General features: G+C 51.5%; 18 protein-coding genes. 3 read left to right on the top strand and 15 right to left on the bottom strand.

The window, feature by feature from the left end; genetic code table 11:
- Positions 1-50 precede the first annotated feature (50 nt).
- The 7 genes from AC0YOA_RS02305 to AC0YOA_RS02335 form a co-directional block, all read right to left on the bottom strand.
- Positions 51-932 carry a carbohydrate ABC transporter permease gene (locus AC0YOA_RS02305; RefSeq protein WP_475785224.1) on the bottom strand — a complete coding sequence of 294 codons (882 nt, stop codon included), beginning with the start codon at positions 930-932 and terminating at the stop codon, positions 51-53.
- An 11-nt stretch (positions 933-943) separates the two neighbouring features.
- A complete protein-coding gene (locus AC0YOA_RS02310; protein ID WP_475766312.1) occupies positions 944-1,918 on the bottom strand; it encodes an ABC transporter permease in 975 nt (324 codons plus the stop codon).
- 5 nt (positions 1,919-1,923) lie between these two features.
- Complete coding sequence (locus tag AC0YOA_RS02315; RefSeq protein ID WP_475785225.1) at positions 1,924-3,558, bottom strand: hypothetical protein; 1,635 nt, start codon at positions 3,556-3,558, stop codon at positions 1,924-1,926.
- A gap of 283 nt (positions 3,559-3,841) precedes the next feature.
- A complete protein-coding gene (locus AC0YOA_RS02320) occupies positions 3,842-7,123 on the bottom strand; it encodes a cadherin-like beta sandwich domain-containing protein (protein ID WP_475785226.1) in 3,282 nt (1,093 codons plus the stop codon).
- Between the two features lie 39 nt (positions 7,124-7,162).
- Positions 7,163-8,554, bottom strand: a complete 1,392-nt coding sequence (locus AC0YOA_RS02325; RefSeq protein WP_475785227.1) for a sialate O-acetylesterase — start codon at positions 8,552-8,554, stop codon at positions 7,163-7,165.
- 367 nt (positions 8,555-8,921) lie between these two features.
- Positions 8,922-9,413: a GNAT family N-acetyltransferase gene (locus tag AC0YOA_RS02330; RefSeq protein WP_475785228.1), complete on the bottom strand. Its 492-nt coding sequence runs from the start codon at positions 9,411-9,413 to the stop codon at positions 8,922-8,924.
- Positions 9,414-9,419: 6 nt separating this feature from the next.
- Complete coding sequence (locus tag AC0YOA_RS02335) at positions 9,420-9,896, bottom strand: DinB family protein (protein ID WP_475785229.1); 477 nt, start codon at positions 9,894-9,896, stop codon at positions 9,420-9,422.
- Positions 9,897-10,285: 389 nt separating this feature from the next.
- On the opposite strand from AC0YOA_RS02335, the gene AC0YOA_RS02340 reads away from it, so the two are divergent.
- Entirely contained in the window at positions 10,286-11,575 is a 1,290-nt protein-coding gene (locus AC0YOA_RS02340) for a glycosyltransferase family 4 protein (RefSeq protein WP_475785230.1), read from the top strand.
- 52 nt (positions 11,576-11,627) lie between these two features.
- Here AC0YOA_RS02340 and AC0YOA_RS02345 read toward each other — a convergent pair whose 3' ends face one another.
- From AC0YOA_RS02345 to pgsA, 8 genes are all read right to left on the bottom strand, one after another.
- Positions 11,628-12,860: an aminopeptidase gene (locus AC0YOA_RS02345; protein WP_475785231.1), complete on the bottom strand. Its 1,233-nt coding sequence runs from the start codon at positions 12,858-12,860 to the stop codon at positions 11,628-11,630.
- 70 nt (positions 12,861-12,930) lie between these two features.
- Positions 12,931-13,395: an SRPBCC family protein gene (locus AC0YOA_RS02350; RefSeq protein WP_475785232.1), complete on the bottom strand. Its 465-nt coding sequence runs from the start codon at positions 13,393-13,395 to the stop codon at positions 12,931-12,933.
- Between the two features lie 107 nt (positions 13,396-13,502).
- Positions 13,503-14,843 (bottom strand): phosphoglucosamine mutase, encoded by a 1,341-nt coding sequence (gene glmM / locus AC0YOA_RS02355; RefSeq protein WP_475785233.1) that lies wholly within the window; start codon positions 14,841-14,843, stop codon positions 13,503-13,505.
- A 311-nt stretch (positions 14,844-15,154) separates the two neighbouring features.
- A complete protein-coding gene (locus tag AC0YOA_RS02360) occupies positions 15,155-17,098 on the bottom strand; it encodes an S-layer homology domain-containing protein (RefSeq protein WP_475785234.1) in 1,944 nt (647 codons plus the stop codon).
- Positions 17,099-17,174: 76 nt separating this feature from the next.
- Positions 17,175-23,006, bottom strand: a complete 5,832-nt coding sequence (locus AC0YOA_RS02365) for a sugar-binding protein (RefSeq protein WP_475785235.1) — start codon at positions 23,004-23,006, stop codon at positions 17,175-17,177.
- 266 nt (positions 23,007-23,272) lie between these two features.
- A complete protein-coding gene (locus tag AC0YOA_RS02370; protein ID WP_475785236.1) occupies positions 23,273-24,214 on the bottom strand; it encodes an aldo/keto reductase family protein in 942 nt (313 codons plus the stop codon).
- 137 nt (positions 24,215-24,351) lie between these two features.
- Positions 24,352-25,215: a phosphotransferase gene (locus AC0YOA_RS02375; RefSeq protein WP_475785237.1), complete on the bottom strand. Its 864-nt coding sequence runs from the start codon at positions 25,213-25,215 to the stop codon at positions 24,352-24,354.
- A gap of 48 nt (positions 25,216-25,263) precedes the next feature.
- Positions 25,264-25,842: a CDP-diacylglycerol--glycerol-3-phosphate 3-phosphatidyltransferase gene (gene pgsA, locus AC0YOA_RS02380; protein ID WP_475785238.1), complete on the bottom strand. Its 579-nt coding sequence runs from the start codon at positions 25,840-25,842 to the stop codon at positions 25,264-25,266.
- A 261-nt stretch (positions 25,843-26,103) separates the two neighbouring features.
- Between pgsA and AC0YOA_RS02385 the strand changes: the two genes are divergently transcribed.
- Together AC0YOA_RS02385 and AC0YOA_RS02390 are read left to right on the top strand one after the other, a co-directional pair.
- Positions 26,104-26,460: a DoxX family protein gene (locus AC0YOA_RS02385; protein ID WP_475785239.1), complete on the top strand. Its 357-nt coding sequence runs from the start codon at positions 26,104-26,106 to the stop codon at positions 26,458-26,460.
- A 48-nt stretch (positions 26,461-26,508) separates the two neighbouring features.
- Complete coding sequence (locus AC0YOA_RS02390) at positions 26,509-26,964, top strand: MarR family winged helix-turn-helix transcriptional regulator (RefSeq protein ID WP_475785240.1); 456 nt, start codon at positions 26,509-26,511, stop codon at positions 26,962-26,964.
- Positions 26,965-26,981: the final 17 nt, after the last annotated feature.

Consider the following 26,981-nt stretch of genomic DNA (forward strand, 5'->3'; position numbering starts at 1 on the left):
CCCTCTCCTGATTGAAAAAAATATATAAGAACACTCCTGTCGGAGTCATTCTAACCTTTTACAGATCCAAGCATAATGCCTTTGACGAAATATTTTTGCACAAAGGGATAAACGCACAGAATCGGAATCATGACCACCATCAGAGTCGCGTATTTGAGCGTTTCCGGCACGACCGCGTTCCGCCCCGCCTCCGCCATATTGCCGCCCCCGGAAATCTCCTGCATCCGCGTTCCTTCGATAATTTCACGCAGGAAAAGCATCAAGGGCCAATTCTCCACGCTCCGTATATAGATAATGCCGTTAAAAAAGTTGTTCCAGTAGCCGACCGCGGCAAACAGGCATAATGTGGCAATAATCGGCTTGGACAGCGGTACGACAATCCGGAACAGAATGTACGGATCGGACGCTCCGTCGATTCTGGCCGCCTCCTCCAGCTCCTCGGGCAAGCTTTCCATGAAGTTTTTCATCAGAATAAGGCTGAAGCCCGACAGCAGCAGCGGCAGAATAAGCGCCATCAGCGTATCGATCAAGCCGAGCTCCCGGAACAGGTAGAAGTTCGGGATAAGCCCGCCGTTGAACAGCATGGTGAAGATAACGATCAGCAGAAATGCATTGCGGCCCTTCAGATGCTTTTTCGATAAGGGGTATGCCGTAATGATATACAGAAACATGCCGAGCACCACCCCGCTGATCGTAACAATAATGGTGTTCGTATAGCTGCTCAGCAGGATCGGATGCGACAATATTTGTTCATATGCGGAGAAATTAAGCTGACGCGGCCAGACCATCATCGGATTCTCGACAAAGGCGCTGTAAGAGCTGAGCGAAACAGCTGCCACATTAACAAACGGGTACAGCATGATAATGCAAACAATGACCAGCAGCGTATAATTTGCGCCATCGAACCATTCAAGACGTCTGCGTCTCTGCATTGAATTCCCACCTACCATATCTGATTTCCGAATATACGCGCGATCCGGTTCGCAATGATGATCAGCACAAATCCGACCAGCGATTTGAACAAGCCGACCGCAGCCGCAAACGACAATCTGCCGTCGATCAGGCCGATCCGGTACGTATAGGTTTCGAAGACGTCGGCCACATCGTACGTCAGCGGATTATACAGTAGAAATACCTGCTCGAACCCATTGTCAAGAATATTGCCGATCCGCAAAATAAGCAGCACGATAATCGTGGTCACAATGCCCGGCAGCGTTATGAACCGGATCTGCTGAAGCCGGCCTGCGCCATCCATCTTGGCCGATTCGTACAGCGTCGGATCGATTCCCGTCATGGCCGCCAAGTATATGATTGTGCCCCAGCCGATCCCTTTCCACACCTCCGCCGATATGATGATTGAACGAAAATAAGCAGGGTCCAGCAGAAAATTGACCGGTTCCATATCCAAAGACTTGATCACATAATTGACCATGCCGGTCGAAGGGGACAGGAAGTTGACGATCATGCCCGCGAGTACGACCCAGGAGATGAAATGCGGCAAGTACATGATCGTCTGTGATACGCGCTTGAACACCATACCCCTGACTTCATTCAGCATAACTGCCAGAATGATCGGTGCCGGAAATTCCCAGAGCAGCTGGTACAGGCTGAGCAGCAGCGAGTTCCGCAGCACTTTATAGAAGTCCTTGGCCTGGAATAAATATTCAAAATGCTCGAATCCGACCCAGGGACTGTCCCAAATCCCTCTGACGAGGCTTAATTCCTTGAAAGCAATGACAATGCCCAGCATGGGCACATATTTGAATATCAGCAAATATAAAAAACCGGGGATCAGAAAAATGTACAGCCATTTATTGCGGATCATATACTTCTTCAGTGAATCCCGCCTGAGCGAGCGCGGCTTCTCCTTCATAATGCTTTCGACGCTTGCCTGCATGGGCCGCACCAGCCTTTCCATCTTTCTTAATCGTCTTCGAAGACAAGATCCGACGTCGTGTTGTCATCAAGCCTGTACCTTGTACGGACGTCTTCATAACGATTGCGCCGCAGCGTTACCCGTTTGGCGTCGCTGATATCGGTGCCGGTATCGAGATGGCGGAACAGACAATCTTCAATGACAATTCCATCCATATACGGCCCATCGAAACCGTCCGCATTGATGCCGATCGCGCCAACGGCTCCCATTCGCGGCGTATAACCGCAATTGTCAAAGCTGCAGCCTCGGATATGTACATTCTTCGGATGTCCCGCTTCATGAAATCCCGGGTATTCGCAGCCGATGAAGATCGCCTGATTCATCAGGTTCGCATAAGTTACGCTGCTTATCCTCACATTGTCGTATCGGACCACATGTCCGCAGCCTGCCACATTCCTGAATTGGCCTCCATCGAGAGAATAAGAGCTTAAGCTCCAGCACTGCGGCACCGCATTCGTGCCCACGGATACGTTGTCCGGCAAATCGTCCGTGAACGAAACTGTATAGACATTCACGCCATTCCGGTATCCGTCATGCCGCCACGTGTCGACCGTCCGCCTGGCTGTATCCGTGCCGATCCAGAACTCGAATCCGGTGTGCCGGCTGAGCGGAGCATAGTTCCATTTGGCTTGAAAAACCGCAGTCCGCCGGTCGATAACCCGCTCCAGCACAAGAAATGTGCTGTGCATATTTTGACCGTCCATGCGTACGCCTTCCACATGCATATCGGTTATGGTAAAATCGCCGCTGCATTTATAAATCTTCCAGGCATCCCTGGGGGCGGTGAACAGCAGGCTGCCCTCCGGCTTGAACACGACGCGCGCTGCCTTCACATCGGAGCAGCATTCCGTCTGCATGGCAAACCCGTTCGCGCTGGACGTATGAATATTGTCGATCGTCAGCCGGCTGCAGTGTTCGAATTGCAGCTGAAAATCGGTCAGGGAGCCGAAGTGCCATGACAACCCTTCCCCGACGGCTACCTGCCGCGCGACTTCACTGCTGTCAAGCCGCATGGCTCTGCCTGAGCTGCTGCCGGTCCGGTACCAGTTCGTGCCGGCACCGGTTCCGTAAGTGACGCTTTCGCCGACAAGCGCTCCCGAGGTCAGATCGAAGCGGTTGGCGCAATAGCAGGCCATGCCGTTTACAACCGGATTGCCTTCAAACACTTCGACAACGACGTAATGCTCGCCCTTGTCCGTGATGATGCCGGCGCTGGAATACGGCAGGCTTCTGGTCAGCTTCACATTTCTTAAAGCAAAGTCATCGCAATGACTGACCCATAGAATCGAAGGCAGATACACCTGATTCTCTCCGCCGTTATATCCCTCCAGTATGGTAGCGGGATTGCCCTCTGCATCACATTGCCCTTCCAGCGTCAATCCGCTGCAGCCGCCAATGAAGAGATGATTGCTGCTCCAATCGCGGTTCGCTGTCCCCTCATTGGTGACTGCGCTGGTGAGTGTGTATGTGCCTGCATCGAAAATAACTTTGGAGCGCCTGTGCGTTATCGCATAGTCTATAGCTTCCCGAATCGCCCCCGCTTGGTCGCCGGGATCATCGGCGGATGCGCCGAAATCACGTACATGCACGCTGTCCTCTGCTTGGCTTGCCTCCTCAACCATCCAAATTCTCCTTTGCCGATGCTGTTTCTTGTGGCTACGTGCCCAGTATAAACGGTGCGGCAGGCATGGAGCCATTCATAATACGACGAAAAGTTTCGTTATACGGCGAAGCGGCAGGTTCATGTATCTATCCACCCTTCATGACAATCATCATGATCGTGGATCGACTGCCGTCATAAAAGCAGCAGCAAGAGCTATGGCGCTCTCACCGCACGCTGCGGCAAATCCGATTTTGGGATGATTGATCCGCATAGTGCTGAGGCAGCCCACTTGATTTTCTACTTTACGGCACGGGTATGAACATCACCGCATCCGCTCTGTGCGCCATAGCCTCCGTTACGGTCAATCGTACGTTCCCGGCTGTCCCTTCTTCGAAATTATAGGTTCCCAGCTGGATCCACTGCTGGCCTCCATATGCCTGATCGATCTCTATCTCGGCGGAGCCTGCGGCCGACGTCACGGTATACCGCGCCTGATTCGTATTATTGTAAAATGCCGGGTTCCAGACATAGACTTCATATTCCCCGGCTTCCGCTAGATCCGGCGTCCACTGCGCCCAGTCGCCAGGCGTTACGGAACGCCGCGTATTCTTATCGCTGCTGCCGAATGCATCCGTTAGGGTCGTCCACGCCCCGGAATCCGTATAGCCCGTATCTCCACTGTTAACAATGATCGATTCCGCGGGCGCCTCGGTCTGATAATCCTTCTTGTAATACCGGAAATAATCGAAGGTCGATTCGCCCGGCAAATTCGTCTCTGTCACGGGAAGCGTATAGGCAATCGACGTCAACCATACATTTTGCCCATCGGCATGCGGCCCCGGGTATGTCATAATGCGCGTCAGTTCACCGTCTACATAAAACTTCACATGCGTTGGTGTCCATTCATATCCGTACACATGATACCCGTCAGCCGAGTTGATGCCGCGATACTCATCATAGGTTCCGAACACGACATGGGCATCGCCCGGATACCAATGATGACCGGCCGTACGGACCACGCCGGGATCATGGGAATCAATCTCGAAGCCGTCGATTTCATTCACCTGATTGTCCACCGTCCCATATACGACCGTATTGCCGTCCAGCACTGCCACACGTTCATTTAATCCCGCCTGCCAGAAGGATGTGTGAAATCCCGGTTCCCCCCACAGCTTTGCCCGCGTTTCATAATAACCATAGCCAAGCTCTCTCTTGCTGATGACTCCGCCAGCTGTATACTTGGCGTCACCGGACGGCTGTTTCTTCAAACTGATATGCAGCTTGCCGTCGCTGACTATCAAGTTCTCCTTGCGGTTGTCGCTGTGACCGGACACGCCGTAACGGTAGTACCATTCCTGCTCATTGACGGCGCTGCCCTCAAATTCGTCCGCGAACGCAAGCGTAAAACCCGAGCCTGCTGCCAAAGGCGGCAGCTCCAAGGAAATCTCATATTCAATCGTCCTTGTTCCGTCCTGTGACGTTACGCCGATCGCAGCGGTTTCCGGCATGGACGTTCTGTTCACCGTCAGCGTATTTGCGGCTGTGCCGTTCATCGTTACCGTTTGCCCTGGATCGGCTTTCACTGCCGTAATGGTTACGTCAGTGTCCGCTATGACGACATAACGCCGTTCATAAGGATCGAATGTCAGCGTACCTGACGAGACGTTCAGATCAGCAAGCCGTTCATAATTGCCGGCAAAGGAACCGGAGGGCTGGTCAGCGCCATAGATTTCCATCGAATATAATCCCGTATAGGCCGATGCTCTCGCTTTTTCTGCATAATATCTGACGTATCTGGCTGTCACAGGAGCAAAATCGACGATTTCAAGCGTTTCCGGCGTGCTGCTTTTTACATAAATGTCATTCCACTGCTGCCCATCATCGGATGTCTGCAGCTTAAACCGGCTCGCATCCGCCGAATTGTATATATTCAACACCGCCTGATTGAATGTCTGCCGATCACCGAGATCGGCCTCCAGCCACACATAAGGGTGCGCGTCGAAGGAGAGATTCCGCCATGCCGTACTTCCGCTGCCGTCTGCTGCCTGTACAGCCGGAGCAAACAGATAGGACTGGGAGGCGGTCACCGGCTTGCCCGCAGCATAATCGCCAGCGCCTGCATATACGGTATACGCCGCCGTATAGGAGCGATCCTCCGCCTTCACCAGGATCGGAATTGCCTGGACGCCGCTTGACAATGGAATGGGAGAAGAAGCGGAACCGCTGCCGACAAGCTCGCCATTCACATAAATTTCCGCATTGGGGTCGCTTGCTGTCGGCTGAAATGTAACGCTTGAGGCTCCGGCGGGCGCCTCGTAGGAATATAGCTGAACGGCAGGATCGAATACAGGAGGAGCAGACGGATCGGCCGTTGGCGTGACCAGACTAACCGTTCCCGCATGCAAACCCGCGAGCGTCGCGTCTGTCCGCTCCCTGTAGAGGTTTACCGTATAGACTCTAACCGTCGCGGCATCGGGAGCGATAATTTTCACTTCAATGGTATTGCTTCCCTCATTCACATGAATGGGCTCCGATGCGGTCCCGTTCGGTACATAAGTGCCGCCTATCGTAACGAATGCTTCAGGCTCCTCCGGAGCTATAGTCAACTGCACCGAATCAGTATCTCCGTCTACCCGGTGCCCGATCTGTCCCGACGGCGTCAGGAGAACTGGCGCTCCATTGATCTCTAGCTCCTCCAGCGCTGTATTACTGCTGGAGGAAGCAGGGCGGATGATTGTAAGCGTATACGTTTTTTCGAAAGAGGCATTCTGTGCCGTTACGACGATCTCTACGGTGTTGCTCCCTTGCGCCAATGCAATAGAGACCGGGCTGGAGCCAGCGCTTAATAGGCCGTTGACCGATACGGCTGCCTCCGGATCGAGAGCGGTCGGCGTCACCGTTACCGATTGCGTCGCACCGGGGACGATATTCGCATAGGCTGTCCGGTCGGCTTCCCATATCGGGGTGCTGCCGAGCAGCAGCGACGACAGGTCGGTAATTCGTGAGGACAAACGTTCAAATTTGACGGCATCCGCATGAACGAACGTACTGGCGGGCGAGGAAGCATCCCTTGTCAACCGCACATATTCCACATTAGCGCCGCCCATAAAATCATAGACGCCAAGTTCTACCCATTCACCCGACGGGTTCGCGATACCTGCCAGGTTGATTTGCCGCACGTCGGACGAACCGTCGCGGTAAACTTCCACTGAGGCGATTCCGTAGGCTGCCGGGCGTTTCGGGATGAATATGGATACCCGGTATGTACCGATTCCGAATGGCTGTCCGCTATACGCTGGCGTCCATTTGGCCTCCGGGGTACCAGCCGATGTAAAATGCGATTTGCCCTCATAACCGTTAACCGTGCTTGTCGCGGCGTAGCTGAACCCGGTTTGTCCGAAGCCTGCCGTAGATACCGGAAAGCCGTCCTTCGTTCCATTCGTGTCATTATCAATTATAAACGTTTGCAGCGCCGCTTCCTCCGCAGCCGCCTTCCCCGCCGTACCGCCCAGGACAGATACCAGACAGATGCATCCGGCCAGACCAAAGGTTAATGATTTCCTGAACCATTGTTTAAATTTCATCGCCATTCCCCTTTCCATATTTGCTTGCCGTTTGCATGCTTATACGGGTACCGGACCGAAAACCGGGAGCGGAATTCCCGTTTCATCTGCCGTATTTACATGAGGATGATAACCTGAACAATGGAATAATAGAGCGCCCGCCGGGACGGAACGGTCAAATTCGAGAACGATTCCGGTCTTTTCCGCAGACAGCGAAGCTTGCGGAACCAGCACCATTTCTTCAGTTTCCACATGAAATCCGTAGATTCGCTGCACTGACCGCAACTGACCGTTCAAAGCCGCCTTGTCCAGATGCAAATAAAGGATCGTTCGGCCATCGTTCCATTCATAGCCCGACAACCGCGGCCCCCGGCCGGATGGAATGCCGTGAGCCATAGCTAATGCCCGCGCTGCAAACCTGCGTCCGATTCTTCTTAAGGAAAGAGCGTCCAGATGAATCGGGTCGGATAATGCGGCGTCGATCGCAGGCACCATCCCGATGTACGGATCTTTGCCCTCGAACCGAAGCTGCTCATCCTGAATCCGGTTCCACCAGACCGCCCCCTTCTCCCAAGTATGGAACCGCGATAACTGAGCATAGAGAAAGGGCAGCCTGGCATCGTTCAGATCGTGACGCAGCTGGCGCAGCAGTTCGTCAAGCCGCTCCGCATAACCCGGAGCCGACCGCTCGTTGGCATCGCTCTCTCCCTGATACCATAAGCAGCCTGCGACTTTTCCGCCAACCGCCCGCACTCTTCTCAGCAAAGCGCCATACAGGGAGTTTCCTCCCTCCGTCTTTCGCGCCGGGTCCCATTGTTCCATGCTCGTTCCGCCATGGGCGCACATGACAAGTCCGACCGGCACCCCCGTTTGCCGCAGCAGCTCCTTCCCGAAGGCTACGCCGAGGCCGGCTCCCTTCACCCGCATCCGTCTCTCCTCAAGAGCAGCCGCCTCTCTTGCTTCGGGCATCACATCGCCCCAATTCACGGGATCAACGGATTCCTTCAGCCATGTAAGCGGATCTGCCGCAATGTCCCAGCGGTCTCCCAAATAAAAGCAGCTGACTCCATTGACCGGCTCTTCCAAATCCGCGAGGTACCCGCATCCTTCCATATTCGACTGCCCGGCAAGCAGCCATAAATCGCCAACAAAAATAGGTCCGACCGTCGTCTCCGAAGCAAAGCCAGTATCGGCTTCGCCAACGATCCGAAAGCGGATTGTCCATTCTCCCGTCGGCACATCACCGATGATGCCCCGCAGTACATTTGAACCTGTTATCGTGCCTGCGGACAACCATGGAGTTTGCTCTGTCGAACGCTCCAGCCTCTGCATGATCTCACCACTTGCCGATCCCTGCAGCAGCAGCGTATATGAAATATCTGCAGTACCCTCTCCATTACGCTGGTACACACGGTGGGACGCCGGCCCTTCCACCTGCAAGCATTGCGCCATAAGCTCTCTCCTCTTATATGGAATACGAATCATGTTCATGACTTGTCTATGAGTATAGCGACAGCAGTTAAATTTCACGATCAACAATGCCACGAAATGTTTAACTATTGAGCGGCAGTGGTTGTTTTGACGCATTAGCATGAAAAAAAAAGCATTTCAGTATGAGATGCAGCCGCTGCTCCAGGAAGTGGTCACTCCTTGCTTTACGCTCACAGCAAATAAACCTTGGCGCGCATGGCGTCAAGGTTTACATTGGCAAATCCCTCCAGCGGCCTGCCAGGGCTCTTCATCATTCCATTTATACACGAATACTCCTGAGGATGACTTCCCATGGTTCTTTAACTTGAGCCATATATAGCAGCCGTTTCTATATCGAACATCTCATCACCACAAAAGGAATCTGATGCTCATCAGCGCCGCTTTCAAATAATTCTTCCTGCCAGAACCCGGCCTTCTCATAAGCTTTGATGGCTCGTTCGTTAAAAGCCACGACAACCAGCTGAAATTTCGAGATTTCAAATTGTCTGCTCATAAATTGAACGCTTTGCGCAAGAAAATCGCTTCCGAGTCCTTTTCCGGTTCGATCGGGGCGTAAACCCAGTCCGATATCAAGCCTGTCCGGATCGTTATAGATCCCTGCAGCATACCCGCCCGGCACACGTGCGGAATGGCCGCAGCATGCAAAACCAATCAATGGATTAAACGTATCCATGTCCTTTGCGCAAAAATAATCACCGTTCATTAATTCCCCTATGCATTCCTCACTTCCATCCATACTATAGATGGAGTACGGATGCGGATAGGTCCAGTCCGATATGATTTCAGCCGTCTGCCGGGTCATGGGAACAAAATTATACATGGATAATCACCGGGATAACAGAGATTTATAAAGTTTGATGACGCTCAGATGCATCCCCTCATGATACAGATTGAAGTTGAGGAATTGCTGCGGCGTTTCCAGAGTCATGCCGGAAGACGTCGTGTAAGGCGGAACGATCTTCTCGGACAGGCGGTCTCCCAGCACCTCGCGAATCCGTTCCTGCTGCTCTTTCAGCAAAGCTTCCAGCTCGGGAAGTGTCGGGACGCTTGCGTCAGCCGGAGTGTTTAACGGTGAAGTGCCGTATTCGAACTGCTCTTTGAACCCTTCGGGCAAATGCTGCGGAAGCCCCATGTGTTGAAAGGCGAACCGCTCCAGGACCACATAGATATGGCCCAAATTCCAGCGGATCGTATTCGGGAATCCTTCAGGAACCCGGTCTGCGGTCTCCTCCGTGACTCCCTCCATTAATTTCAAGGTTTGACCCCTTACGAATGCCAACTGATTGAATACGAAATTTCCCATTTTCATCACTCCTGATTTTAATTTTTACATTATTTTCCATATTATTTCAAATACTTCAGCTGCTCCGACTTATGCCAAATTACATTTCAGCAAAATGGCTCTGAATCATACCTGCGGTTTGCTGCTCTGCCCGCCTGACGTAAACTCACATAGTTAATGAAATCACCCACGAAATTAGCCTTCTCCTGACATATGATGCATAAACGAATGCCTTTAAAGCTGTTATGGATGGTTGAAGGAGGAGAACCGTGTCCCTGAGGAAAAAAAGGAAACCTTCAAGAAAACCAAAACCCGGCCGTGCAAGGAATAAGAAGATAAAGCGAAACGGATCAAGAAAGAAGAAATCGGCGGTACGCAACCGGCTTCTCAAGAGAAGAAAGTCACCTCGGATGAAAAGGAATCGGACTGGTAAGCCTGCGAGGAAAAAACTGCTGAACATCCTGTACATCGTCCATTCCTTTTACCCCGAATCCTATACCGGAACCGAGAAATTTGTCTTCAATATGGCCAGATCGATGCAAAGCAAGGGACATCGTGTTAAAGTTGTCACCTACAGTAAGGGTGCTCTGGAGAGTTACCCGCATGCTGTCGGCGAAGTGGTTTATCGGGAGTATGACCATGAAGGGATACCTGTTCTTGCATATCGTCATCAGCAAATGGACCCTGCTGATACTTTCGAGACCGGCAATCCGGATTTAACTTTATTCGCGAGAAAAATGATTGAAACGGAAAAACCCGACCTTATTCATTTCGGACATCCGATGCGGGCAATGGAATTCATGCAAACCAGCGCGCTTCTCGGGATCAAATATGTTATCACCTTAACCGACTTTTGGTTCATATGTCCCAAGAGCACTTTACTGCAAACGAGCAACGCGCTTTGCCCGGGACCTGAAATGGGTGAAAACTGCCGCATCCACTGCCTGCTTCCTGATGCTCAGCAGCGGCTTGGCACCCACATCCCGCTGCTGCGATCAGCCAGCAAAATCATCTCCCCCTCCGCATCCTTGGCCAGCCTGTTTCAAAACAGCTTGCCGGATCTTGACGTAGAGGTGCTGAATCATGGGATGAAATATGAAACCATTCGTGCTAATGAACGGGTATACCAGACCGGCGACCCGCTCACTTTATTTTACGGCGGATCTCTCAGCCCCCATAAAGGCGTTCACCTGATTCTCGAAGCTATGTCTATGATTCCGACTGATCGGCTCAGATTGAAGATCTATGGATCTGGACCTTCAGATTATACGGAGCTGCTTGAACAGGCCGCTGCTGCGGACAACCGCGCCGCCTTATGCGGACTTTATTCAGAAGAGGATATCCAGCAGCTCTATCAGGAAGTGGATATCGCCGTTGTTCCATCGATCTGGTATGAGAATTATCCGCTGGCCCTTCATGAAGCCCTTGCAAGCGGGGTACCGGCTCTGGTATCCGATATAGGAGGCATGGCTGAGAAGGTGAAGGACGGTTTCAACGGCTTCACATTCCGTGTCGGGGACGCCGGCCACCTTGCTGAACGCATACTCGAAATACTGGATAACCCTATGTTATTGAATGAATTTAAAGCCAATATGAAACAGATTCAAATTCCTGCGATTGAACAGGAAGCTGAAGCTTATGAACGCATCTATCATTCGCTTGTCCGCAGCAAGGTTAAATCGAAACGGCGAAAAAGATAACAGCAATCAAAGCCTGCCGCTTCCGGCAGACCTTGATTGAACGCTTGGCATGCTAGATGGCCCAGTTACCATTCCGGAAGATTGGCTCTCGAGCGCCATCCTGCGTCACACCGTCAATATTCATTGCCGGCGATCCGATCATGAAGTCTTCATGAGTCAGGCTTCTGTTCGCTCCATGAGCGAGAAGCTCCTCCGGCGACATGGCGGTGCCGCCATTGATGTTAACGGGATACGCCTGACCCAGCGCCAGATGGCAGGAGGCGTTCTCGTCAAACAACGTATTAAAGAAGATCACATTGGAATTGGAGATAGGTGAGTCATGAGGGACCAGAGCGATCTCACCCAAATGCCTTGCCCCTTCATCCGTGTTCAACAGATTGGTCAGCGCCTCGTAACCCTGCTCAGCGGAATAATCGATGACTTTGCCGTCTTTGAAGGTTAAGGAAAAACCGCTTATAACCTGACCGTTGTAATTTAACGGCTTCGTGCTGCGAACGGTCCCGTTCACTCCATCCCTGTGGGGCATCGTGAATACCTCTTCGGTTGGCATATTCGGGTTGAAGAAGACACCCTTCACGTTCGCTTTGGAACCCCCGAGCCAGATATGGCCTTCCGGCAGATCAACGGTCAGGCTCGTACCCGGCGCTTCGTACTGAAGCTGTCTATAGCGCTTGCCGTTCAGCAATTCAACCATTTGAAGCAGCTTCGCGTTATGCTCCTTCCACGCTTGGATCGGATCCTCCAAGTCGATGCGGGTAGCATCGATAATCAGTTTCCACAGCTTCTGAACGGCTTCTTCCGGCGTATTATCCGGGAATACTTTGGCCGCCCATTCCGGTGTCGCATAGGAAATGAGCGACCAGGCATTGGTATGATTCATCAGAAAACCGCGGTAGCCGCTGAGAGCAGCAGATGCTGCCCTGGACGCTGCCGCGACCCGGGCCGGCTCTACATCATTCAGCAGGTTCGGATTAGGAGAGTAGATCTGGATGAACGCTGCTCCGTTCTCCGCGAATTCTTCCCAGGCCTTGGCGCGCCACATCGGATATTCCGTGAGAGCCTCCTCCGGCGCTTGCTTGTATTTAATGCGGGACAGCTCCTCATCGTTATATTCCACATGCACGTTTTTTGCTCCCGCATCATAAGCCTTGGATGCGATAAGACGTACAAGCGGAGCGGCGGTAATCGGCGCCATGACGACAACCGTCTGCCCCTGCTGAACATTGACGCCGACGCTGACTACAAGCGCCGCGTATTTCTCTAATTGCTGTTCTGTAGGATACATATAAACCGATCCGCCTCCATTTTGATATATGTAGTTTTTTTAATTTACCAGGATAAGCTGCAAGGGAGTCCTAACGTTTTACGTGAGCGTAAGGAGCTTTATCCGATACAAGATTTAAAGCGATGCCATGCTCCAGAAACGCCTTCAGACCGCACAGAACGATCGTAAATCCTTCCGTTGAATCCAAGGCTTGTCTTACGATGTCATCGCCATCTCCCTCAAACCCTGTGTTTGTAATCGTGACGAAAGTTTCGTTCTCCGACTGAGGAGTAAAAATCCACTCGGCCGCGGTGCCTCCGAAGTCGATGAGGATCCGCTTGTTTTCCTCGATTTCTTTGACATCCACCTCTGTCGAAGCATCATACATCTCCCAGACCCACTGCACGCGCTTTCCCGTTTCCAGTCTCCCGCTGCCTTTGGTGAACCAAAACCTTGAAGTAATTGCCGGGTCGATAAATGCTTCAAACACCTCTTCAACCGGTTTTCTAATTAGCATTTCGGCCTTTACAGCCGGTATGTGATTCAAGGTTGTCATTATCATTTCCCCTTTCAAATTACAAGTTTTTTCTATCATAGCATACCAACTCCAAAAAGACCTCCGCTTGAATCCTGATTCAGCGAAGGCCTCTCTCCGTTCAACTGTTACACAAGCTCTCTTCTGATCACCTCTGCGATATCGTTCGCGTATGCCTCCACCTGATTCTTGTCCGGTCCTTCGACCATTACCCGAACCAGAGATTCCGTCCCCGAAGGACGAACCAGCACACGGCCATTATCGCCCAGCTCCGTCTCTACCTTGCGGATCGCTTCCCTCACCGCCAGGCTGCCTTTCAGCCTGCTTTTGTCCGCTGCTTGAACATTCACAAGTACTTGCGGATATTTGCGCATGATTCCTTTCAAATCGCTGAGCTTGCGCCTGGTCTGAACGATCGTCTCCATTAAATGCAGGGCGGTTAGCATCCCATCACCGGTTGTACTATGGTCCAGGAAAATGACATGTCCGGATTGCTCTCCGCCCAGATTGTAGCCGCCCCTTCGCATCTCTTCCATGACGTAGCGGTCGCCCACGGCTGTCTGCTTGCCTTTCAGTCCAGCTTTATCCAGGCCTTTGAGGAATCCCAAATTACTCATTACGGTCGTCACAATGGTGCTGTGATTCAGCTTTCCGGCTTCGTTCAAAGCACTCCCAAGAATACTGAGAATAAAATCCCCATCCAGCACTTCGCCCTTATCATCTATAGTGACCAGGCGGTCGGCGTCTCCGTCAAAGGACAGTCCAAGATCAGCATTGCAGCTCAACACAACCGCCTGCAGCACCTCCGGATGAGTGGAGCCGCAATTCGCATTGATGTTATATCCATCCGGGCTTACGCCGATCGTGACAATCTCCGCCCCCAGTTCTCTGAACAGCTGCGGAGCGATCTCAAATGCAGCTCCGTTCGCACAGTCCAGCACCACTCGCAAACCCTCGAACCGGCTTCCAATCGTCGTCTTCAAGTAGTCGCCATACTGCCACTTCGCCTCAGGAAGCTCTGTTGCTCTGCCGATTGCCCTGCCTGTCGGACGCGGCAGCTCATCTGCCGATGCGTCCATCAGACGCTCGATCTCAAGCTCCGTCTCGTCGGACAGCTTATAGCCATCGCCCGTAAAATACTTGATCCCGTTATCCTGAAAAGGATTATGTGAAGCGGAAACCATAATGCCTGCATCGGCATTCAGCTGACGCGTTAAATACGCCACACCCGGTGATGTAATGACGCCCAATTTGACCACGTCCACCCCAATGGACAGCAGTCCCGCAGTTAATGCAGCCTCCAGCATATGCCCGGAAATCCGGGTATCAAGCCCAATGACGACCTTCGGCGCGCTGGATTGCTTCGTCAGCACATAACCGCCGCAGCGGCCTATTTTAAAAGCCAACTCCGGGGTTAACACCCCGTTCGCCACAAATCGCACCCCGTCTGTTCCAAAATATTTTCCCATATTTGAATTCTCCTCTTTCATGTCCTGAAGGATTGGAATAATGTTGTTCACTGTCTGCCCGCCAGGTTCTAAGGTTAGAAAGGTATTCCCGGAATGAAGCCCCGGTCATTTTGTTCAACCTATCATAGTGCAGCCAGTCTCTTCGTTCAATGGAAAAAGAATCATAACATAATGATAATATGAGGATATTATTGGGATTAGACGGAAGCCCGAAGCCGGAATTAGTGAAAATACAAAAGAGATGACTCCTGAAAAACGCCCAGAAAGTCATCTCTATAAGTCTTCTCTTTGTCCTGATTGATCCGTTTTGTTTATGATCCGGTCATTGTCAGCAGCTTATAGATGACATTGGCTGCTTCAGCCCGGGTGGTGAACATGCCGGGAGCGAATTTCCCACCCCCGATTCCGTTCATGAGACCGGAGCTGACTGCTGTACGGACATCCTTGGCCGCCCAGAGAGAGACGGAACCAGAATCGTCAAAAGATGACATCGTGTCACTTGTGACTTTACCTGATCCGTATTCAAAAGCGCGAACCACCATGACGGCCATTTCTTCGCGGGTGATACGCTCATTCGGGGCGAAGACCTCAGCAGATCTGCCTTGAATCAGCTTCGCATCGTAGGCGGCCGCAATTTCTTGCGCATACCACGCCTTATCGTCAACATCAATGAATGATACGGGGTTTGCCGGCTTCAAGCCAAGCGCACGCGACAAAAGCGCCGCAAATTCCGCACGGGACACCTCGATGCCCGGACCAAACTGCGTTGCTGAAACACCATTCACCACATGCCTGGCGGACAGCGTCCGGACCGCCTTGAAGGCCCAATGAGCTGCAGGCAGGTCTTGGAATGCTTTATCGTATTCAAGCACGGCATAAGTGCTGAAATGGCTCAGCTTCACCTTGATCACTTTGCCGTCCCCGTCGACAGTTCCTCCTGCATATTCCCAGACCTTGTCGTTCTCGTTCAAGAAATAAACGCCCAGCGTGCTTTCGTCCGCTTCGTTATCATAAGGCAAGGCCAGTTCAACCGGTTGTTCAAACACGGCAAGCTTTCTCGCTGCCCCGTCCTTCGTGACAATCGATAATCCAAAATGATAGATTGTCCCGGCTGCTTTCAACGTTCCCATACCTTCTTCCATTCCGGCAAGCAAAGAAACGGCCTCCTCCTGCGAAGCCTGCTCAATCGTTATCGATATAGCGGCATCGCTTAATTCGCCGCCGCCGACCAGCTTCGTCAGCTCTTTCAGCACAACCGGGTCAATTGCGAGGGAGAACGTCCCGCTTCTCAGCTCAAGCTTCTTAATTCCCGCGATGTCTGCAGTATTGGCCGGAAGCAATATTTCCTTGATTCCGTCTGCAATCTTGACAACGGTGCCGCCCTCTTCATCCGGCTTCATGCTTTCCTCTGTAACAGCTTGCAGATGTGCTTCATCTGATTGACCGCTTTTACCGTCGGCGGTAATTTCACTGCTATCCGGCGTCCTTGGAGGCGGGTTTTGTTCGCCATTGCTGCCGTCATTGCCAATGTTATTTCCGCTGCTGTCATTGCCAATGTTATTTCCGCTGCCGTCCAGGCTGCCTTGGCTATTATCATTGCCTGCGCCATCGTCATTGCTGTTACTGCCGCTGGAACCATCGTTCCCGCTGTTGCTGCCGCTGGTCTCATCGTTCCCGTTGCTGCTTCCGTTATTGCCGCTGGTTCCTTCGTTCCCGTTGCTGCTGCCGTTATCACCGCTGCTGCCATCGTTCCCGTTCCCATTGCCAATCGCGTCAACCGCTGCCGCAAGTTCCGTGTCAGGCGTATAATTCGAGGCTGCAAAACGGGAATCTACCAGGCGGACGCCTGTCAATTGAATCCGGTCGTTTCCGGGCGCCTTCGCTCTCAAAGTCACGTGGCCCAGATGGACGCTGCCGTTCTCTCCAGCCGATTTTCCAATTTTCGCAAAAGCAAATGTAACGATGCCATCTGCCTGCAATTCCTTGAGCGGCGTTGCCTTGTAGCCGGCAAGGTCCGTGGTGGCCGTGACAAACTCCCACATTGCGGGATCATATTGGAGCGTAAATTCGTACGCGATCAAGTCGCTTGCCCCATCGACGTCGATATTGACTCTCTTATTCCCGCCTACTGGTGTCAGATTCCTATCATCGCTTGTCAGTGAAAACAGCGGTGTAACCGCCGCTTGTGCGGATTGCGGATGCCATAGCGGAATCAAAAGCAGCAGTATTAGAACCCCTATCATTTTACCTGTCATCTTTCACAACCTCCATGAAATGAAAGGGAGGGCCGGCCCATGTCGCATCGAACCGCCCTCCCTGCCGCCAATATGACTAATCCAATATTTTGCTTGCCACCGCGGCCAAATCAATGACGTCAATCACGCCATCCTGATTGATATCCGCACCTTTATATGCATCCCAGTCAGGATCTGTCGATTGTTTGCCGTAATAGCCGATAAGTCTGCCCAGATCACCGACGCTGAAGCTTCCGTCTCCATTCAGATCTCCCAGCTGAATCACCGATTGGGCGAAAACGTCGACAGCTGCTTGAAGCGTCTCTACAGCCTGATCTACCTGCTGCTGATCGGCAGCAGCGCTTTCCTTGACAGACTGCGCTGCTTGGATTGCCGTCTGCAGCGCAGACTTGGCGCTTGCCGGATATTGGCCCGGCTGCCTTCCTTCAACGGCAGCTGCGAATGTGCTTTGCGCCGCTGTAATCAGCTCTGTCAGTACGGATTTGTCGGTTGTAGCAACATGAACAGAAAGCGCTGCCGCCTGAACCTGTGCTTCGGTTCCTTCGATATCGGAGATCACATTGTCCGTAATCGACAGGGCTGAATCGGCCGGCTCGGCAAGCGATTTGGCTTTTAGGCTGAACGACAGCAGATCGCCATCGCCGCTTACCGCATCGGCAGCTTCGGGTCCGGCCAATATGAGATGGACGACCCCCGGAGCTTGAGTTTGGCCGATAACGCTGAATCCATCCTTCAATTCATTCACCGAAACGAACTCAAATACGTCAGGATTGTAGAGAAGCTTCAAATCTTCTGCAACAATCAGGCCCGCAACATCAGCAAGTCCAAACGTCAGCTCGTAGGGCTGCCCTGCGGCAGCGTTCGGCTGTCCGGTCAAAGTAGCTGATGCCGACAACGGCCCTTCCTCCGGATCAGTATCCGTAACGCCATAGGTGAACGTTACCTTATTGATCGTGCTGGTCCAATTGTCGCATGCCGGGTCCCCATAAGGGAATTCAATCTTCAAATATTTGATGCCGCCAGCCAGGCTGTCCGCCTTGATGCTGAGCGTATCATAACCCGACGAGGTGCTCAGGAAGGCCGGACTTACCGGAATATTGGTGAAATTCGTCCCATCGGCTGAACCGTATACGGCAAAATCCACGGTTGCAGGCAAACCGGTCCAGGCGGTTACGTTAACATCGAACGAGCGGATGTCGCCATCCGAAGACTTGTAAACGATGTATTCCGGCTCCAGACTGTCGTCATTGGTGTGAATAATCCGGGTGCCGTCGCCGGCGTATTTGTCCAGCTGCCCGCCAAGCGAATTCCCGATATGTCCCGATTTGGCGTAAAGCTTGGACAAGTCTCCCGCTTCATCCGTAAATACCGCTGTCTCACCTTCTTCCGGCGGTACTGTCGTATCCCCGAAATACTTAAAGGAAGTATGAAGCAGTTGTTCCTTCCAGTTTTCCAGACCAGGGAATTCGATTTTCAGGTATCTGGTTCCCGCTGTCAGACCGCTCGCCGTATTGCTGAAGACGGAATATCCGTTTGCCCCGCCCGTGAGGGTGGTTTTCGTTGTTATTTTCGCAAAATTCTCGCCATCGGCAGAGCCGTAAATAGTGAATTGCGGCGTGCCCGAGAACAATCCCGTTGTAATATCGAAGGAATAGATATCACCAACCGGCGATCGATAGACAACATATTCCGGACTTGTTACGACGTCGTTGCTATGCGTCATTCTGCCGGAATCGTCGGCGAAATTCTCCGGGTGCCCGCTGGAATTAACGATATGCTCCGATTTTGCGAACAGCTTGGACAAGTCTTGCGCCGTATCCGTAAACGCTGTCAACCCATCCGGTTCCGGATCCGTCTCATCCGGCAGAGAAAGACTCAGGTTGTGGTTCAATAAATTTCCGAAGCCGGACGTATCTCTCCAGTTATCTCCTGTTCCATTCCACATCATCTGGCTTTCGCGGTTTCCGGCGTTATGACCGTCATCGTCGTTGACGCCCACATCCAGCCCCAGCGTAATATCGCGGGCCGGCGCAACCGCCAGACTGGACCAGGGAATAGCCATCTCCACCGTATAGCCTCCGGCGATATCTTTTTGTGCAAATTGAATATTCGCCAGATCGCCGATAATGGAAAGCTGGGTATCATGCCAGCCCAACGTGATCTGGTGATCCTTCGCATCATAAGCCGTGCCTTGATTATGGTCGGCATCCAGGTAGACCTCCACCGAATCGTCCTGGTAGCTGAGCGCCGAATCATTATGCAGGTCTGCATCCAGCACCTCAACGCCGACATACAGATTCTGTGTATCGCTGAGCGTGCCGAATCTGACGCTGTTGTTGGACGGACCGGTAATCGCTTTGGTTACCTGACTTCTAAGCGCCCAATACGGTTCGTCGAGTGCGCCGTCCACCGTCAATGCGCCGGAAGGCTCAAGAGCAACAGCCGTATTCTTGCCGTCGTTCAAATAAAGGCTTCCGAATGCGGCGGTACTGCGCCAGTTGTCCCCGTTGCCGCGCCACATTAATTGGCTTTCACGGGAACCGTTATTGTGGCCGTCATCGTCGTTATATGCAGCGTCGAAACCAATTACTGTATTGGCTGCAGGCGGTTCAATGCCCATGCCGCTCCAGGGGATGGCCATCTCCACCGTAAATCCGCCTTCGATATCATGCTGGGCGTACTGGATTCCGGCGATACCGCCGCCCACAGAGAGCTGCTGGTCATGCCAACCCAAGGTGATTTGATGATCATCCGTACCGTACACTGCACTCCTGCTGTTATCACCATCGACATATATTTCCACGGAATCATCCTGATGGGTTTGTGCCGGGTCCGAATCGTTGAGCAGATTGGCGTCTAGCACCTTCACTGCCACGTACAGCTTATCGGCATCCCACATTGTTCCGAACGTAATATTGTTGTCGGAGGTGCCGGTAATTCTTCTTTCCACCCGGTTATCGATGCTCCAGCCCGATTCCGTCAACTCCCCGTCAATCGTGGGGGCAGCTGCCGTTTGGTCTGCAGTCGTCACACCCGGAGACAGCGAGCCGTCCTCGACAGGATTGGAAGTCACGTTTACGACGGATTGCGATACGTTTCCGGCAGGATCTTTTGCCACAACGGTAATCGCGTTCAATCCTTTAACGACCGGTACAACGGCAGTAAATGTACGGTCAGGCTTCAGCGTAGCAGCGACTCCGTTAACGGTGACCGCGGCATCTTCATTTACGCTGCCGTTCAATACATAGCTGGTGCCTGTTGTCGTTCCATCGGAAGGTACGGTCAGCATCGGCGGGTCGGGATCATACATCACCACGATCGTCGCAGGTGCGGCCTGTTGGCCATAATCGTTGTAAGCCGACGCCGTAACGGTATTCTCGCCGACGCTCAAATTCAATGGTCTGCTGAACAGAGGCTGTGCCGAAGGATCGCCGGACTCCTCTGAAGTATTGGTATATACAATTTGCATGCTGTCTACATGGGGATCATAGTAAGCGGCTGCCGAGCTGGAAAGCCCGAATCCCTTGATCCGGCTCCACGCGACCGGCAGATCGGTGGCCTCGTTCGTTGCGGCATTGATATGCGGGGCCGCATCAAAATCAGAGAGCGGAACCGTCACTTTCACCCACTTCGCCCCGTAATCGGCCGCCGCGATATAATTCGTCAGCGGAACTCTGGATTCCACAACCGTCCCGTTATTGTCAGATTGCACAACCGCGGACAAGCTGTCCTCCCGGTTTTTGGTGTAAATCCAGAATTGAAGTCCGGCATCGGACGAACTGGCGGAGAAGTTCTCCAATGCGGCGCGGTTCGCAGCATCGACAAAATTGAATCCGACGCGGGCAAATCCCGGCGATAGCTTCAATCGCAATGATCGGGCTCCTTCGGCAGGCGCAAAGGTGGCGCTGTTGTCCCAAACGACCTGCGCGTTTGTGGTGAAGCCGCCTTGAGCGCTTGTGAGTCCGGTTGTCGTGGAGACATAATTGTCATCAATGATGGACCGGATAATATCTCCTGCCTGATGGCCGCTCTCATGCCCGCCTGTGACAGGGTAGGTTGCTTCCGTCACCGTCTCGCCGTTATGCTGCTGCTTGATCGTTACCGCGGCGGAGCCGTTCGTCCTGCCCGAAACGGTAAAGGGGGTCTCCCTGACGTAAGTCAGATTATCCTGATCCAGCGTCAGGCCCAAATAAGCCGGGTCATGCCGGATGATCAGCTGTACAGGATCGCCTTCATTTCCGAGTGCATCCGTGGCGACAGCCGTAATCGTATTGCTGCCAGGCTGCAGGGCAACCGTCGTGCTGAAGCTCAGATCGGCCGCAATAGCTGCCGGCTGCCCGTTGATCAGCAGTGTACCTGCTTCATCCAGGCGACCGGAAACCGTAAACTGCGAACTGCGCACGGCGTAATCGGCGTCAGGCGTGGATGTACTGCCCGATTGATCGAACGTAATATGCGGTGGTGAAGTATCCGAATTGGTGGTCACGATAACGGATACGCTTTTCGCCGGCAGATTGATTGCCGAAGCCGTTCCGTTCTGGATATTTCTCAGACCGGCAAGCTTCATATCCTGTCCGAGCGGGATATCCGAGGTGAGCTGATGAACGCTTGCGGTTGTTCCGGTCAGACCCTTCACATTCACCGTCTTGGATTCACCAGTCGGGTTAACGAGCATGGCAACAGTGGAATCGCCGTCCACAAAAGCGACCGCATCCATCCATACCGCATCCGACGTAGTGAGTCCGGAAGCAGGATCTGCGCTGACCCGTCTTACTTTGGAGCCGACAGGAACATTATTGAAAACATTGCTCAGCGCATAGAATGCTTTCGATTTCGTTACGGTATATCCGTCTCCGTCAAGCAGCACCTCGCCGACATCGGTCGGATGCCGTCCGTTGGCCCAGCCCAGCCACCAGAACCAGTAATTGTTCCCGATCAGCGCCATATCGCCGGCAAGACGCTGGGCAGCGTTGATCGCCATATCCATTTCCGATATTCCGCTTATCAGCGTGCTGTACTCCGTTTGCCATTTATCCTTCTCCGGGAAAAGATCAACAACCTGCTTATAGGCCTGGTACACGCCGTCGTTATCGTAGCCTTTGGCAAAATAACTGTGCGATGCCAGCCCGTCAATGGCCTCATTCAATTCCGGATCCTGATTGAGCGCAGAAAAATTCTGACCGATCAGCAGCTCATTCTCGTGATAGGCTGCGCCCTCCGGACCGAGAATTTGAACATCGGTGAGTCCGGCTGCATCCAGCTTGGAGCGCAGCAGCTTGGCTACGCGCTGGTACTGGGTTCCGTTGTCGCCTCCCCAGTAGCACCACTCGCTGATGATTTGCGACAAGGGCTCATTCTGAAAGCTTATCGCTTTGGGCACACTTGCTCCCTTATCCGTCAGCCAATGAATCGCATCGACAAGATAAGTGGTGTATGCGCTTTCTTTGTCAGTACGAAGCCTCACATGCTCGCTACCTGTCCACCCGTTTACAGTCGGAAGCGTTTTCATTCCAATCGGAGGAGACCAGACCGAGATGATATAATCATGCATTCCTTTTGTTTCGCCGACATGGACGAGATCATAAATTTCCTGCATTTTCGCATCGATCAAATTCCCGTTTCCGTCGCCGGTAACGGCGGGGATCATTACCCTGAACATCGTGGCGCCCAAATCATTGAACAGCGCCTGCTGCGCTCCGGTCTTATCAATAAAACTCCGGTTCCAGTCCGCTCGGTTCCAGGACGGGAATATCCCCCACCCCTTAACTGTCTGCTGATCGACATCCGAAATGTTGACGTCGTATACTGGCTGTGCCGCGTCTGCGCTGGCATGCCGGAAAGGTACGAGCGACAACAATATCGCGATTGAGATCGCCATACTGACCGTCTTCATTAACGTCTTCTTCATGAACATTCTTCCCCCGTTTCCTGCAAATGGTCTGACAACTATCATTGTAGATGCTTCGTTGTCCGCAAAACATAAAATAATCTATGCCGACGTTCAAATTTCTCTCTATTTTCATAGAATGCTATTCTTGGTGAAGGCAATCGAATATAAAAAAAGGCCATTCCAGTATAAGATTGAAAAAATTGGAGGTCATCCGTTCCAGGAGGATATGAAAAAGACCTTAGAGCGGCGATCCGCTCTAAGGTCAATCAAATGTTTTTTTGCGTTTACGCCTTTAATATACCCTCTATCGAACTGAGAACATCGGCCGACAATACAACATCGGAAGCGGCGCAGTTCTCAATGACCTGCTCGGGGCGGCTCGCACCCACAAGCGCGCTGGCCACATTGTCCTGCTGCAAGATCCAGGCAAGCGCCAGTTGGGAAATCTTGATGCCAAGCTCGCCTGCGATTTTTTCCAGCTCCTCGACCTGGATCAGCTGGCTTTCCTTGAGGCGTTCCTCGCCCCAGCTTTTGCTGGCCGCGCGGCTATCGGATGGAATGGATTGCCCTCTCCGGTATTTGCCCGTAAGCACTCCTTGAGCCAATGGAGAAAAAACAACCTGGCTGATCCCTTTTTCAATACCGGTCGGGATGACTTCCTTTTCAATGTAACGGTTGAACATATTGTATACCGGCTGGTTGACGACGATCCGGTCCAGCAGGTATTTGTCGGCAATAGCCAGAGCTTCGACCATCTGCGCCGCCGTCCATTCGCTTACGCCAACATACAATACTTTACCTTGTGTAACCAGGTCGTCCAACGCGCGAAGCGTTTCTTCCAGCGGAGTTTCGGTATCAAATCTATGGCAATAATAGAGATCCACATAATCGGTTTGAAGGCGTTTCAAGCTGGCATGGCATTGCTCAAAGATATGCTTGCGGGATAATCCGCGGTCATTCGGGCCATCGCCCATCTGCCCAAATACTTTCGTAGCCAGCACATAGGATTCGCGCGGATAGGCTTTAAGCACTTCGCCCATGACCTTTTCCGCTTCGCCGCGTTCATACACATTGGCGGTATCAAAGAAATTCACACCGAGATCATAAGCTTGTTCGATCGATCGAATTGATTTTTCATTTTCCACATATCCGCCGTAAGTCATCCAACTGCCGAGGCTTATCTCGCTTACCTTTAACCCGCTTTTCCCCAATTTCCGGTATTTCAAGAAAAACACCTCCAGATAATTTTCGAATCTTTTGCATACTATCCATCCCTCGATAGTATAGAATAGAAACCTGCTTCTGGTAAGTACTGAAATGCTTTAGCGTAAGTTACCTAAAGGTTAGTGTGAACGCATTCAGACTAGTTTTCAGGCGCAAGGGCTTTCCAGTAATCCCATGCTTGCAGGTACTCCTTCAGGTCATGTGGATGGTGTTTCAAACAGACTCCGATACGGCAATAAAGCTGGATAATCACCTCTTCAATAAGGCCCGGTCTTTCTATCTGTCTATGATTCAGCAGCTCGAATGCAGGCAGCAGAGTCTCCAGGTTCAAATCGTCCGGCGAGGAGCAAAAAGCAAAAATAAAATCATAGATTACAGGTCCGGCAATCGGGGATGGATCGATAACCCCAGCCAATGCATTCCTATGAAACACGAAATTATGCACGCCACAATCACCGTGAAGCAGGAACCGTTGTCCATCTTCACCTTCCGCAATATTACCAACCAAAGCCTTCACTTGATCATAATCCTCAATCGGCAAACGGTTTCCAATAGCAGTCCGGGCATATTCCACGCCTTTATCTATAAAATCCCGCCAGGTGTGACAAGGATCCTCCAGCCAGAAGCCCCATTCTTTCGTTTGCAAATTGTTCTCATAATGATTAAGGAGACCGTTGATTAATATCGTCAGCCAGTTTAGTTTTGCTCCTCTTTCATAATGCGTCGTACCCTCGATATAGGTATAGACAATATAGTCTTTTGCAGGATCGGTGTAGAGAAGTTTGGGCAGAAGCGGGCTGCTCCGGTAGGTTTGGAATAATTGTTCAACCGGGATGATTTGCTGTGGAAGATCAAGCTTCAACACATATTTAGTTGCCTTATTTGCTGTGAGCATATAGACAAGGCCATCCGTTGTTCCAGCCACACTGTTGGCTGCATAGAGAGTGTTATCTATCACACCCTTTTTAATGAGATCACTGATGATGCCAGAGATATCTTTCATTGGGTCTCCTTACTCCGCATTTATTGGAGCCTGCAGCTGATCTTCTGTTTATTCCAGAATGCGATAATTATTTTTAATATAGTTATAGCCCGAATACAGGGTAAGGATTAGCGCAGTGTACATAAGGATCTGGTCTATGGGAATGTCTGTGAAAAAGCTGAATGGACGGTTATTCAGCAAAACAGCTGCAATGGCTGCGACTTGAAATACCATCTTTATTTTCCCGTATTGATCCGCCTGCAGAGCGATCTTCCGGGAGGAGGCCACAATCCGGATTCCGTTAATTATAATCTCCCGGGCTATAATCGCAAACGCAATCCAGGAATAAACCAGATGCTGGCTTACCATCAGAATCAAAGCAGCCGAGATGAGCAGCTTGTCCGCCAAAGGATCCAATAGCTTTCCGAGGTTGGTGATCTGATTATATTTTCTGGCAATATGCCCATCCAGCTTATCCGTTGCCGAGGCGAGTATAAATACGGCTGAGGCATAATATAACCCATAGGAATCAATATGCTGTATGAAATCCGCTTTTTGGGCAAGCCAATCCGGATACAGGGGAAAAAACAAGATAAAAACAGGAATTAATAATATTCTGGCAATCGTAATTTTATTGGCTGTATTCATAGGATTCCTCCTTGGAGCGCTTATTTGCAAATGAGGTGTCAAATCAGTGTTCAATCATGCGTTCTTTCGTTGAAATCACGAATGGCGGATCTAATTTCCTGTATTTTACCACATGCAGGTTTTAAAATGTATTCAATACCTGTCGTCGGATTCCTGCGCCATCCCTTCAAAATAAAACAATTGACTTCTGCCCATTACACTAATATTATTATAAATAAATATATTTAAAATAACATTATTAATATGGAGGAGAGTTTTAGGATGGATACTTTATCAATCGTACTGCAGATCGTTCTGGCATTGGGTTTTCTCATGTTTGGTTTTATGAAATTTGGTTCGAAGCAAATGGTGGATGAATTCGCACGCTATCAGCTGTCGTCCGGATTCCGCATATTTACGGGGCTGGTTGAGGTTGCAGGCGCGGCGCTGATGATTATCGGCATCTGGTACGATCAGATCGCTACGATAGGCGGACTGGTACTGGCCGTCACGATGATCGGTGCAATTATTACCCATCTGCGCGTTAAGGATCCTGCGTCCAAAACAGGAATGCCCATTATTTTGCTCATTCTCTCACTTGTGGTATTATTTTTAAATTGGGGTGCTTTATTCGGCTAATCGAAGCTTAATTTGCCCCTTTAGCTCCTGGCAGAGGCGGTGTACGAAATGAATCAAAGCGGTAAGCAAACTGAGCTTGACCTGCGGTTGCTTCGGGTATTAATGAATTCATCAAAATCCTTGTTCGAATTAATAAAGTCTGACGTCAACAACTATGGTCTTGATCTCGATACGTTTCAAATACTGGAATTTCTTTATAATAAAGGCCCTCATCCCATTCAAAAAATAGGCGAGAAGTTCGCAATTCCAAGCGGCAGTGTAACTTATGTAGTCGATAAGCTTGAGAAAAAAGGCCTCATCCGCAGAGAGCCAAGTCCATGTGACCGAAGAGTCATCATCGCCAAGCTGACGGATGCCGGGCAGACGCTATTCGATGATATTTTTCCCAGACATACAGATTCAATTGCCAACGTGTTCTCTGTCTTGACGGAAGAGGAAAAACATCAGCTGACCGAATTGCTGAAAAAAATGGGTCTTAACGCCGCGGATAAGCTATCCGGCTAGCAGGCAGCTGCTATCAG

The sequence above is a fragment of the Paenibacillus sp. JT22N12 genome, assembly GCF_056269365.1.

Bases quoted from the DNA above. Each gene is read 5' to 3' on its own strand.
- AC0YOA_RS02365 (WP_475785235.1), bottom strand. From the start codon at position 23,006: ATGAAGAAGACGTTAATGAAGACGGTCAGTATGGCGATCTCAATCGCG.
- AC0YOA_RS02335 (WP_475785229.1), bottom strand. From the start codon at position 9,896: ATGGGAAATTTCGTATTCAATCAGTTGGCATTCGTAAGGGGTCAAACC.
- AC0YOA_RS02340 (WP_475785230.1), top strand. From the start codon at position 10,286: ATGAAAAGGAATCGGACTGGTAAGCCTGCGAGGAAAAAACTGCTGAAC.
- pgsA (WP_475785238.1), bottom strand. From the start codon at position 25,842: ATGAATACAGCCAATAAAATTACGATTGCCAGAATATTATTAATTCCT.
- AC0YOA_RS02345 (WP_475785231.1), bottom strand. From the start codon at position 12,860: ATGTATCCTACAGAACAGCAATTAGAGAAATACGCGGCGCTTGTAGTC.
- AC0YOA_RS02305 (WP_475785224.1), bottom strand. From the start codon at position 932: ATGCAGAGACGCAGACGTCTTGAATGGTTCGATGGCGCAAATTATACG.
- AC0YOA_RS02390 (WP_475785240.1), top strand. From the start codon at position 26,509: ATGAATCAAAGCGGTAAGCAAACTGAGCTTGACCTGCGGTTGCTTCGG.
- AC0YOA_RS02350 (WP_475785232.1), bottom strand. From the start codon at position 13,395: ATGACAACCTTGAATCACATACCGGCTGTAAAGGCCGAAATGCTAATT.
- AC0YOA_RS02320 (WP_475785226.1), bottom strand. From the start codon at position 7,123: ATGAAATTTAAACAATGGTTCAGGAAATCATTAACCTTTGGTCTGGCC.
- AC0YOA_RS02325 (WP_475785227.1), bottom strand. From the start codon at position 8,554: ATGGCGCAATGCTTGCAGGTGGAAGGGCCGGCGTCCCACCGTGTGTAC.
- AC0YOA_RS02315 (WP_475785225.1), bottom strand. From the start codon at position 3,558: ATGGTTGAGGAGGCAAGCCAAGCAGAGGACAGCGTGCATGTACGTGAT.
- AC0YOA_RS02310 (WP_475766312.1), bottom strand. From the start codon at position 1,918: ATGGAAAGGCTGGTGCGGCCCATGCAGGCAAGCGTCGAAAGCATTATG.
- AC0YOA_RS02375 (WP_475785237.1), bottom strand. From the start codon at position 25,215: ATGAAAGATATCTCTGGCATCATCAGTGATCTCATTAAAAAGGGTGTG.
- AC0YOA_RS02330 (WP_475785228.1), bottom strand. From the start codon at position 9,413: ATGTATAATTTTGTTCCCATGACCCGGCAGACGGCTGAAATCATATCG.
- AC0YOA_RS02360 (WP_475785234.1), bottom strand. From the start codon at position 17,098: ATGACAGGTAAAATGATAGGGGTTCTAATACTGCTGCTTTTGATTCCG.
- AC0YOA_RS02385 (WP_475785239.1), top strand. From the start codon at position 26,104: ATGGATACTTTATCAATCGTACTGCAGATCGTTCTGGCATTGGGTTTT.
- glmM (WP_475785233.1), bottom strand. From the start codon at position 14,843: ATGGGAAAATATTTTGGAACAGACGGGGTGCGATTTGTGGCGAACGGG.